At 36.8% G+C, this 11,497-nt stretch carries 8 protein-coding genes and 3 pseudogenes; 6 read left to right on the forward strand and 5 right to left on the reverse strand.

What is annotated here, in order from left to right:
• Positions 1-293: 293 nt before the first annotated feature.
• The 3 genes from ACTL4S_RS14705 to mqo form a co-directional block, all read right to left on the reverse strand.
• Positions 294-779, reverse strand: coding sequence for a hypothetical protein (locus ACTL4S_RS14705; RefSeq protein WP_004733174.1), 486 nt, complete (start codon positions 777-779; stop codon positions 294-296).
• Between the two features lie 56 nt (positions 780-835).
• Positions 836-2,110, reverse strand: a complete 1,275-nt coding sequence (locus tag ACTL4S_RS14710) for an MFS transporter (protein WP_004733173.1) — start codon at positions 2,108-2,110, stop codon at positions 836-838.
• A gap of 72 nt (positions 2,111-2,182) precedes the next feature.
• The gene (gene mqo, locus ACTL4S_RS14715) at positions 2,183-3,817 is read right to left on the reverse strand and encodes a malate dehydrogenase (quinone) (RefSeq protein WP_004733172.1); all 1,635 of its coding nucleotides are present in this window, start codon (positions 3,815-3,817) and stop codon (positions 2,183-2,185) included.
• Positions 3,818-4,494: 677 nt separating this feature from the next.
• On the opposite strand from mqo, the pseudogene ACTL4S_RS14720 reads away from it, so the two are divergent.
• The 3 genes and pseudogenes from ACTL4S_RS14720 to ACTL4S_RS14730 all read left to right on the forward strand — a co-directional run.
• A pseudogene (locus tag ACTL4S_RS14720) lies at positions 4,495-4,995 on the forward strand (IS3 family transposase); the annotation flags it as partial.
• 150 nt (positions 4,996-5,145) lie between these two features.
• A complete protein-coding gene (locus ACTL4S_RS14725) occupies positions 5,146-5,496 on the forward strand; it encodes a hypothetical protein (RefSeq protein WP_253145965.1) in 351 nt (116 codons plus the stop codon).
• Positions 5,497-5,698: 202 nt separating this feature from the next.
• Positions 5,699-6,667, forward strand: a pseudogene (locus ACTL4S_RS14730) (IS481 family transposase).
• Between the two features lie 118 nt (positions 6,668-6,785).
• On the opposite strand, the gene ACTL4S_RS14735 reads toward ACTL4S_RS14730, so the two are convergent.
• Entirely contained in the window at positions 6,786-7,217 is a 432-nt protein-coding gene (locus ACTL4S_RS14735; protein WP_253102531.1) for a PPC domain-containing protein, read from the reverse strand.
• 302 nt (positions 7,218-7,519) lie between these two features.
• On the opposite strand from ACTL4S_RS14735, the gene ACTL4S_RS14740 reads away from it, so the two are divergent.
• From ACTL4S_RS14740 to ACTL4S_RS14750, 3 genes and pseudogenes are all read left to right on the forward strand, one after another.
• Positions 7,520-8,725, forward strand: coding sequence for a tyrosine-type recombinase/integrase (locus ACTL4S_RS14740; RefSeq protein WP_253145865.1), 1,206 nt, complete (start codon positions 7,520-7,522; stop codon positions 8,723-8,725).
• A gap of 50 nt (positions 8,726-8,775) precedes the next feature.
• Positions 8,776-8,892: pseudogene (locus ACTL4S_RS14745) on the forward strand (transposase); the annotation flags it as partial.
• A gap of 314 nt (positions 8,893-9,206) precedes the next feature.
• Positions 9,207-10,598, forward strand: a complete 1,392-nt coding sequence (locus tag ACTL4S_RS14750; protein ID WP_253145863.1) for a methylenetetrahydrofolate reductase C-terminal domain-containing protein — start codon at positions 9,207-9,209, stop codon at positions 10,596-10,598.
• Here ACTL4S_RS14750 and ACTL4S_RS14755 read toward each other — a convergent pair.
• Complete coding sequence (locus tag ACTL4S_RS14755; protein ID WP_004647714.1) at positions 10,595-11,263, reverse strand: epoxyqueuosine reductase QueH; 669 nt, start codon at positions 11,261-11,263, stop codon at positions 10,595-10,597. The genes ACTL4S_RS14750 and ACTL4S_RS14755 overlap by 4 nt on opposite strands.
• Positions 11,264-11,497: the final 234 nt, after the last annotated feature.

The raw sequence follows: 11,497 nt of genomic DNA on the forward strand, positions 1-11,497 counted from the left end.
GATTGTTATGATCTTTTTTTGACGGAGAACAAATTTTCCCTGATCAAGCAAATAACTTTAAAATTTTCTTAGTGAGCAAGATGGCCAATACTTATTAGAAGAAAAATCTTTTGTTTATGATGCTGAAAATGATCAATTTCTAGAATCGGATATACAGGCATTTTATTCCCTTTCGTCTGCAATTCTAGACTAGCAAGACCCGTCTTTTAAAGGCAGTTTTCCTATGTAATAACATGATAAATCAGAATTAGGATTGTAAATTTTTCACCCACCAAATTTTTTTGTGCTAGCTGTTATAATGCGCCAAATTGCTGCCAAGTCTCATCATTATGTAAAGAGTCATAATAATTTTGCAGTTCTACTAAATCATAATATTGAATATAAGCTAATAGCAATAGGCCGAGGATCAGTCCAACTTTAAGACAACTAAGTCTATTTGGCTTTCTATATAAATTATCTATTCCAAAGGCAGTTAAAATTAAAGCAGGAACCAATACAATTGTTTTTAAATGGTTTAGAAAGTGAATTCCATGTGTATACAATAACCCAATAATAAGCAAAACTATCCCTAAACTGGTGTAAATACGGTCATGGAGAGAAGTGCGTAACGCGAAATTACATTGAAAAGCTAAAATAAAAGTTGCAAATAAATAAAAACCAGTTCCACCAATAATGAACGTATAAATTGCATTGAATAGGCAATAAGCCAACAACACTGATAGTACGAAAGAATAGAGTTTGGTATAGAGAATATGTGAAAAGGGGAAAATCTGTTTCATAATTTGCTCTATTGAAAACTCACATCATATTAAAAGAAGATTTGAAGCTTAACATGCTATTCACTTTTTGCCACTGTGGCATGTTTTTTTAGTGTTGGAGATGGCTTGAATAAATGTCGCGTACGAGTAAAGCTTAGACCACAGATTATTAAACACAGCGTCCCTCCAATAAGTACTGCTGGCACCACAGAAAAATAGCGCGTCATCAGGCTCATGTGTAGGGCACCGAGCTGATTGCCTGAAGTGACTAATATGCCATTTAAAGCCGCTACACGCCCTAATAGTGCTTTTGGGGGGAGTTGCTGTAATAAAGTTTGTCGAATGACCATGCTGATGCTATCAAAGGCACCGATTAAAACAAGGAAGAAGACTGAGAGCCAAACATGGGAGGATAGTGCAAAGGCTAAAGTACACAAAGCAATTGCAAAACTACTATAGAGCATATTTCTCCATGCATTTTGCATCGGAGAATAACAGGTCAACATCAACATCATGATACAGGCGCCAATAGCTGGTGCAGCTCTGAGTATACCTAAGCCTTCAACACCAAGATGCAGGATATCGTGTGCAAAAATAGGCAGTAAGATAATGACACTACAAAAAAGCATGGCGCTGAGATCCAGCAACATACTCCAAAACATTAGTGGATGTTTAAAAATAAACAAATAGGCTTCTTTCAAACTTTTGCTTAAATGCTGTTTATGGGGGCTAGGGAATTGACGAGGACTTAATCCGAATAAGCAGATGCTACCCACGCAACACAAGAAAAAAACAATAAAGAGGGTTTTTTCAAGCCCAAGTTGGCCGAGTAAAAGTCCTGCGCATAAAGGCGCTAAAATGCCGCCTATTTGCCAAATGAGCGCGGTCCATGTGGCTGCATTGCTATAGGCTGACTCGGGGGTTAGAAAAGGGCGTAATGAATTAAATGATGGGCTGTAGATGCCTCTAAGTATGCCTAAGCAAAAGATGAGGCTATAAATGCCGCATAAAAGTGTATTTTGTTGAATGTGCTGTTGTTGGTACTGAGAAAAAAGAACAATAAATAATAATGGAATTAAAGTGCTACAGCTAAAACTCCACTGCACAATTTTTTGTCGGTTATAGCGATCAGCCCAGTCGCCACTGATCAGGGAGAGGCAAATAAAGGGGAGTAACTCAATTAAGGCAATCATGCCAAGGCTGAGTGGATTTTGAGTGAGTTGATAGATACTATAAGCAATGACGACTTCTTGAATCATGATGGTTAGAATTAAGCACAACTGATTGACACTCAGAAGTGAAAAATCACGTGAATGAAAAGCCAAAAAAGCATCGGAATGGAAAAGCGACATACACAGAATAGTTTCAAATATGAATTAAAAAAGGATGGCGCAAAGTCCATCCTTTTTAGGGTTTAAAGCAGATTACTGTGCTTTTGCTACCGCAATAGTTTCGTCATTTGCAGCTTTAGCCATAGGTGTATATTTCAAACCAAGGGTTGTGCTGGTGTATTGGCGAACTTGGTCAAGAAGCACAGGATTAGTGCTGAGTTCTTGTTGGTACGATTTTACAATTTCATGTAATTTCGGATTCCATTTACCTGCTACTTGCTGAGGGAATGCTTTTTCAAGCAAGCTCAACATAATATAAGGGGAAGTTGAAGCACCAGGAGACGCACCTAATAGGGCAGTCACAGCACCATCTTGTGATGCAAAAATCTCGGTACCAAATTGCAAGCTTGCAGGTTTGCCTGGTTCTTTCTTAATGATTTGAACACGTTGACCACCTTGATTCATGCGCCAGTCCTCTGGTTTTGCATCAGGATAGTATTTTTTCAACTCATTAAAACGGTCTTCATCGGTCATCATGACTTGGCTAACTAAGTATTTCACCAAATCAAGATTTTCCATACCCACAGCGGTCATTGGTAAAACGTTGTTCTTAGTGGTTGATTTCAATAAATCAAGCTGAGAACCTTGTTTTAAGAACTTGTTTGAATAAGTTGCAAATGGACCAAACAACACATATTTTTTACCGTCGATATAACGTGTATCAATATGTGGAACAGACATTGGCGGTGCGCCTAATTCAGCACGACCATAAACTTTTGCAGTATGGCCTTCAGTGACTTTTGGGTTGTCGGTCATTAAGAACACGCCACCTACAGGGAAGCCAGCATATTGCTTCGCTTCTGGTAAGCCTGTCATTTGTAAAAGTTTAACCGCTGCACCGCCTGCACCAATAAAGACAAAGCGCGTTTTCACATGATCTGTTTTTCCTGTAGTGAGGTTTTTAAATGCAACAGTCCACGTTTTATCATCGTTTTGGCTAATGCCAGTCACTTCAGTCGATGTTTGTAACTGGAAATTAGATTGTTTTTTAAGGTGATCGACCAATTGAGTGGTGATCGAACCATAGTTCACATCCGAACCTACATCCATGCGTGTTGCAGCTACTTTTTGTGCAGCATCACGGCCATTCATCACCAATGGTGCCCATTGTTTAATTTCAGCAGGATTCTCAGAGAATTTCATGCCATAAAACATTGGGTTTTTAACCATTGCAGCGTAACGTTTTTCTAGGAAATTCACGTTATCGCCCCAAACGAAGGCAATGTGCGGTACAGGGTTGATAAAGCTATTTGGTTGACCCAAAACGCCTTCTTTGACTTGATAAGACCAGAACTGTTTTGCAACTTCAAATTGTTCCGCAACGTTCACAGCTTTAGAAATGTCCATTTTTCCATCTTTTTCAGAGGTATAGTTCATTTCCATAAAGCCAGAGTGGCCTGTGCCAGCATTGTTGAAGCCGTTTGAGCTTTCTTGGGCAACGTTGTCTAGGCGTTCATACATACGAATTTGCCAGTTTGGCTCAAGTTCACTAAGATATGTGCCTAGGGTTGCACTCATGATGCCACCACCAACTAAGACTGCGTCAACGACAGGCTCATTGCTGGTGTTTTGAATTTTCTTAGACGCGATAGGTCTAAATAAAAAGATTAGTGCTGCAATAATAAGCAGAACGATGAATACCAATAGGTATTTTAAAAATTTGTTCATGCGATTATGACCATGGAGGGCAGGTTTGGATCGCTTTATAGCGAAGACAAGAATAACAATTATGGTGATAGGAACACTTGTAAAGAATTAGCTTAGAGAATTGAAGTAATACTCAAAATTACAAGTATACAAAGATTAACGTTCGAAGCTATCACACATTTTTGATTGATGGATATTTTAGACTAAATATGTATTGACTTAGTAATTTTTATTGTAAATGAACATAATTAAAATATAAATACCAATGATGTTTGTTCTTGTTTATTGGTTTTTATTTTAATTCAATATCTGGTTTAAAAAAAATCAGATGTTGAATATTTATACAAATACTCAGTAATTTATTAAAAAGAAGCTTATAACTTGTTTCAAGGTTACTTTCCAACGGCTTTATTGCACAAATATTTGAAAGGCAAAGCGCCCCTAATTGAGCCAAATTTAAGGCGTAACTTGGGTAAGTGGTCGACCTAATTCTGTAAATCTGTTAAGGACTGCTACACGTGCATGAACCTCATTGTGAACCGTACCGGGTTTGTTGGAGACCAACTTTCCTGAGATGAGAAGCATTGCTTCGCACGACGTAGCGAAGCGTAGTGTTCCGATGAAAAAAGTAAAATATACCCCTGAAATCAGAGATAGAGCGGTTCAATTATTGATTGACTACCAAGACGGTATCTCAGGTGAGTGACTTTACGTATATTCAAACAAATTCAGGCTGGGTCTATACCGCCTTTATTATTGATGTGTTCTCACGAGCAATTGTTGGATGGAAAGTATCAACACGTATGAATACAGATATGGTGCTCGATGCACTGGAGCAAGCATTGCACGATTGAGGTATGCCAAGGAATGTGATTCATCATTCCCATAGAGGTGTTCAATACCTTTCCATTCGCTATACCAATCGTTTAGAAGCAGCAAATTTACGAGCATCAATCGGTACAACGGGGGACTCATACGATAATGCTTTGGCTGAAACAGTGAATGGCTTATACAAAACAGAGATGATTGAATATTTAAAAGCAGATTGGCAAAGTTTAGCAGATGTACAACTTGCGACATTAAATTGGGTAGATTGGTTTAATAAAAAGCATGTACACAGTGCACTGGGTTATGTATCGCCTTTTGAGTTTGAAGCAATGTACTATGATAAGATTAACCCGTTAAGTCAGGTGGCCTAACTTAAATAAAAAAATCTCCGATAAATCCGGTAAGGTTCAAAATGCGATTTATGGCTTTTTTATGTAAAAAAAAGTAATATTTGTTTTATTGTTAAATTATAACAATTAGTATAAATACACCTATGATTTACAGATGAAAAAGGTAGTTAAATGAAATATTTTTTAAGTTTAACTTTGTTAGTTTTAGCAATGACTGGGTGTACTTCGAGTCCAAAGACTGAAACTTTACAAGATAAGGCTACAAGCAATACTTCAGCTGATACGCAGGTCCTTAAATTTTCTGGTCCGAATGGTTTATTAATTTTTCTGAAATCATCGGATAACTTTGAAACTGCTTTAATGACTGATAACTCAGGCATGGTATATCGTTTAAAGCAAACAGTTGCTGGTAGTGGTATTCGTTTAGCTAATAATAATGGAGTTTCAATTCACTTTAAACGTGGTGAAGGGGCTGTTGAATTTGTAAAAGACCAGCCAATCAGCATTACTGAAGTAAAATAATAAGGTTTAAACTTTAAGAGAACCCCACACCATAATCTGCATACCGAAAGTTGGACACTATTCCTTGAAATGTGGTCAAACATGATCAAGGACTAATTCGCACTCTGTTAATGGGTGAATTCAAACATGAGGTGCGACAGTTTCAAAAGCCTTATGATAATCTGTGTGATTCATAGACATCACTTCAATATAATGGGTGTCTATGAACAGAGAAATTCAACAAAGACTCGTATGGGTTAAATTATTTGAAGAGACCAATAATGCTGGCCTGGTTTGTCGGAGATGTGGCATTTCTAGACCAACTTTACGCAAGTGGTGGAAACGATATTCTGAACAAGGTATTGATGGATTAAGTAGTCATAGTAAATGTCCCTTAAAATCGCCAAATACTAAAATCAATGCTGAGCTAGAAGCTTTAATATTGGAAATGCGCTCAGCTAGAAATCTTGGTGCTCGACGTTTGCAAACCGAATTAATGAGCTGCACGGAGTCTCGTTGTCCTTGGCGACTATCCATAAAGTACTATCCACCCATTAAGTCAAACCGATTAAAAAATTCCGTCGTAAAGTAGATTACATTTGTTATGAACGTCCATTACCAGGCGATAGAATTCAAATGGATACCTGTAAACTGGGTCCTGGACTATATCAGTACACATCTATCGATGACTGCACACGATATCGCGTTTTAAGGATATATAAACGCCGAACAGCTGCGAATACACTCGACTTTTTAACTGTGTAATTGAAGAAATACCTTTTCTCATACAGCGAATACAGACCGATCGTGGACGAGCATTCTTTGCTGAAAAAGTACAGAAAAAATGATGCAGTATGGAATCAAATTTAGGCCAAATAAACCGGGTTCACCTCATCTGAATGGCAAGGTAGAGCGCTCACAAAAGACTGATAAATCTGAGTTCTACGCTACTGTAGATATCGATTCAGAGGAAATTCAGAGCAAACTGGCAGAATGGCAGCATTACTATAACTGGATGAGACCACATTCGGCTTTGAAAGGTAAAACACCGATGGAAAGGTACTTTGAATTATGTGAAGAAACTCCTTTCTTAGATGAAGTCCAGAAGCAATACGACCCCTCAAATGAACGGATTCAACATGCCAATTACAAGATGTATTTAGAGATTGCTAAATTGAAACGATCTCTATGAATTACATATCTATATCATTTTTATTAATATAAAAACATATATGTAAAAATCACGCCCCGTTTAACTGGCAATAGTTTTTGAACCCTGGTATAAAAGCTTAAAAAAATCTAGCAAGTCTTTATTTAATGTTAATACTCATCCAGTATTGAGGTTTTTTATCTTTTCTTGCCTGTGATCTAGGTTGTAATACTCTAATTTCATACTCACCTGAAGCAGGTAAAATATAAATACCCTTATCATCAAGCTCTGGAGAATATTCTCCAAGATTGATGGAGTCTTTTAATTGATTACCCCATAAGTAAGCTTCAACATTTCCTCCAGTCAACTTCACTTTTAACTTTTGCCCTTTTTTAGCATAAAATTTGTAGGAATCATACTTGTATCCATCTATCCTTCCGTAATAATTTGCAGGGTGAGCTTTTTTAGCAAACTTAACTACAATAGTCTTTCGTATATCATTGTTATCATTTGCAAGTACGACAGGGCTAACTATAGTTAAAGTTAGGGCTATCAAAGCGCCAGCTAGTAATTTCGTATTCGCTATTTCCATAATAAGGTTACCCTAATTCTTGTATCGCTCCTGACATAATAACATAACTAATAAGTAACCATGAATGATGGAGCAGAAATGTGAATAGTCATAACATGGGGTTGCACTTCAAATGCCAATTTAAGACTTGCAAAATCAATGGTTAATTAATTGGTTACTAGGGAATAACCAATCTAAATATAAATTTTATTTAACAATTACTTATAAAAATATGTGATGCGTATGATACGCATCATATGAATATCGCTTAAATTTGCTATAATTGAATTGAGCAGTGCCATTTGTGGTTAGGTTAAAAATTCATGAGTCTTACTGAAATTAAGGTACGTCAAGCTAAACCAAAGGAAAAAATCTATTTTCTGGCAGATGATGACGGCTTAAGTTTGAAGGTAGAACCAAACGGACGTAAATCTTGGAGTTACCGCTATTCACTTGCAGGGACAAATAAACGTCCTCGCATGAAGTTGGGTGAATATCCTGTAATGTCCTTGAAAGAGGCCAGATCAGTCCGGGATGAATATAAATTTAATAATTATGAAAATAAACCACTGCATAAAAAATACATCAAAACTTTTCAGGATATTTGTGAAGAGTGGTTAGAATTTAAAATTAAAAATTCCTTTGAAGATGAACCACGATGCGGTGTAATTCAGCTCGCAAAAAAATGTTTAGATCAGGATGTTTATCCAAATATTGGACTAATGCCATTTATTGAAGTTAAAAGATATGATCTAGTTAAGATTATTAAAAATATAGAATCTAGAAATGTAAAAGAACCTGTAAAGAAAGCCTATAGTTATTTAAATCAGATTTATGATTATGCGGTAGCGATGGGGTATTGCGAATATAATATTGCCCATGGTCTTCATAAAATATTAATCAATAATAAGATTAAAAAAAATTATCCGTATTTAAACTCAGATGAACTATCTAGCTTTTTAGCTAGATTAAAGCAGGTTAATACAGATCCTATTATTAAAAAAGCCCTGTTATTTAAATTATATACAGGCGTCCGTGGTGGAGAATTATTGCTTTGTGAACCACATCACTTCGATCTAGATAAAAAAATATGGAAAATACCAGCCTTACATATTAAACAATATAGAAGAAAGGTTATTTTAGGTCATGATATCCCTGATTTTTTTGTTCCACTATCTGATCAAGCACTTGAAGTTGTGAAATCAGCACTCGTTTGGTCTCATGGCGAAAAATATGTGTTTTCTAGCCCCCGAAATAATAATAAACCTATTCATTTTAATACCCTGAACTTGATTATCAGAAAAATGGAATATACTAAAAATGAATTAACTTCTCATGGGTTACGATCGACATTTAGTACCATATTAAATGAATCCGGTTTATTTCAATCAAATTGGATTGAAGCACAGCTATCTCATACTGATAAAAATAAAACCCGTGCAAGTTATAATCATGCAGAATATTTTAATCAGCGTATGGAAATGATGCAATGGTGGGGCGATTTTATTGATAGTTGTACTGTAAATTAATGGTTATGAAATCCAAGTTTTAATTAGAATAAGCTTTGTTGCACAAACCTATTCACCGCCATAAATCATTATCTAAAATTGCATCTCGTAGTAAAAGCTCAATGGGCCGGTTCTATGGCTATAAATTACATGTTGTGATGAATCAACTTAGAGAAATAGTCTGTTCACAATGATGATTTCTCTTAACTCGTAAAGTTTATGACGGTGTTGAACGTGTTCAATTGAATCTTAAGTAAGGTAAATGGACAGAAGAGAACTTCATTAAGCCGTATCAAAATATTCTTGAAAAATAGGCATTTCATTTCACATTAGAGCAAGAATCTCATGAGAAAGTTGCCTGATTGAATGTAGTGAATAGATTCATTGCATAATTGTTGACTAAAATTTTCTATATCAGCCTGATTAAGATTAATCGGGCTGATTCTGTTAGGTCGAATATAATAGCGACCTGCTTCAATCATTTTTATTTGAACTTTATTTTATGTCACAGCTTGCTTCCCATTTTAAGCACAATCAGTTTTGTATTTTGTTGGAATATTTAAGTTCTGCTAAGGGCATTGCTGTACCAATGTCTTTAGCAGAATTTCCATGTGCGATCACTTTGGCAGATCGAGTACATGCCGATAGTGATTTGGCACCACTTGAATGTGCGAAGACATTTCCTTCATCAGTGGAAAAAATCATCCATTATTCAGGGAAAGGTCGGGATATTACTGATTTTGAGATCTTCTTAAAATCAACTCAAGCTTCGGGACAGAAAAATTTACTGCTTCTTACAGGTGATAAGTTAAAAGGGCATACCAATGGTCAAGATGGAACGAATCGCACCCGATATTTAGAGTCTGTAAATGCGGTCATGGCCGCAAAGTGTTATGGTGGATTTCATATTGGTGTAGCTTTTAATCCCTTTAAATATGCTGAAGCTGAACGTGATGCACAATATTTAAAACTTCACAAAAAGATTAAAGCAGAAGCAGACTTTATCGTTACCCAGTTGGGTTACGATATGGAGGCTTTAAAACAAGCCAAGGCTTTTTTAAATCGTCATCAATACCCGCAAAATATACTTGCTTGTGTTATGCCACTTAGTTTGGCACGTGCCAATTTTATAGTGAAACATAAGGTCGCAGGAATTGTGATTACACCACACATGTTACGAGTGTTGGCTCAGGAAAAACAGGATGGACGAACTGAGAATGCTTATAAACGTTGTGCTATACAAATATTGATGTGTAAGTATTTGGGCTTTGCAGGTGTGCATCTTTCAGCATGCCATAAGCCTGAAGAGCAAAAGCTTTTAGAAAAATATATTGAACAATATCGACATTATGGTTTACAGGAACTCGAAGCACTCTGGAATGCACTGTGGCAAGTGGAGACTAAAAATGAACTCGTGCCAGAATTAGCTTATTATTCCCGCCAACCATCCTCTAGCCAGCTTATTAAATATCAGCAATTGCATTTCATGCACAAGGCTCTATTTGAGTCCAAAATTGCCAAAGGTGTGGGGCATTTTATTTTTAAAGCCTCACTCTGGGAAAATACTCCTGCAGAAAAAGCATTGTTAAAAACTGAATTTATCTCTAAGCAAGGGGTCGTGGGTTGTGAAAGTTGTGGTCAATGTAGGTTAGGAGATACTTTATATATTTGCCCTGAAACTTGTCCCAAAGGATTGGCGAATGGTCCTTGTGGTGGTACGACATTGGATCGCTGTGAGTTTGGAGATCGTGAATGCATTCATTCTGTGAAAGCCCGACTTGCCAAAGCCGTGGGACAGACTGACGTTCTAAAAGAAAAACTGATTCCAACTGTACCCATTGAAGTACGTGGAACCAGTTCCTGGAAAAATTGGTATCTGGCGACTGAAGCTTAGCTTTCATCATCCATGGCATTCGAATAAAATTTCACGCCCAATTTGATGCGATCACGACCTTGGCTCATACGCCAACGGTTGGTATCACGTAAGGAGTATACACAGCCACAATATTCTTGTTGGTAGAATTCTTCCTTCTTGCTGATTTCAAGCATACGAACAGCACCACCATTTTTACGCCAGTTGTAGTCCCAATAGGTGATACCTTCATAATGTGAAGCAGAACGATGCCCACAATCATTGATCTGCTTCATATCTTTCCAACGAGAAATACCCAATGAGCTACTAATTAGGCTGAAGCCATTTTCAGCTGCATAAAGGGCAGTCCGTTCAAAGCGCATATCAAAACACATGGTACAGCGAATACCTTTCTCTGGCTCATTTTCCATGCCTTTGGCACGTGCAAACCAATTGTCTGTATCGTAATCACAGTCAATAAAAGGAATATTATGTTTTTCTGCAAAGCGAATATTTTCTTCCTTACGGATTTCATATTCCTTGACAGGGTGAATATTGGGATTATAAAAAAAGATCGAAAAGTCGATGCCTGATTCAATTAGGGTTTCCATCACTTCACCCGAGCATGGTGCACAGCAGGAGTGAAGCAGAAGCTTGTCATGACCTGCTGGGAGAGTCAATTTCTGACGTTCAAGTTTGTTTGACATAGTTATATGGGTTTAAATCTAAACCCTATATTTTAACGATTTAATTAGATAGTAAAGATTTGATATACTGATATTTTCTAAGGTTAAGATGAAAGAAATTCACTAATTGAAATTTAATAAGAACGGCTTTGTTGCACAAACCTATCTGTAAAGGCTTTTTCAGCGATATAATTTTCAAATGAAGAAGCCTACACACAAAATCTACCGCACAACCAATTGGCCCGCATATAACCG

It is taken from the genome of Acinetobacter lwoffii (genome assembly GCF_052078135.1).
Lineage (GTDB): Bacteria > Pseudomonadota > Gammaproteobacteria > Pseudomonadales > Moraxellaceae > Acinetobacter > Acinetobacter lwoffii_Z.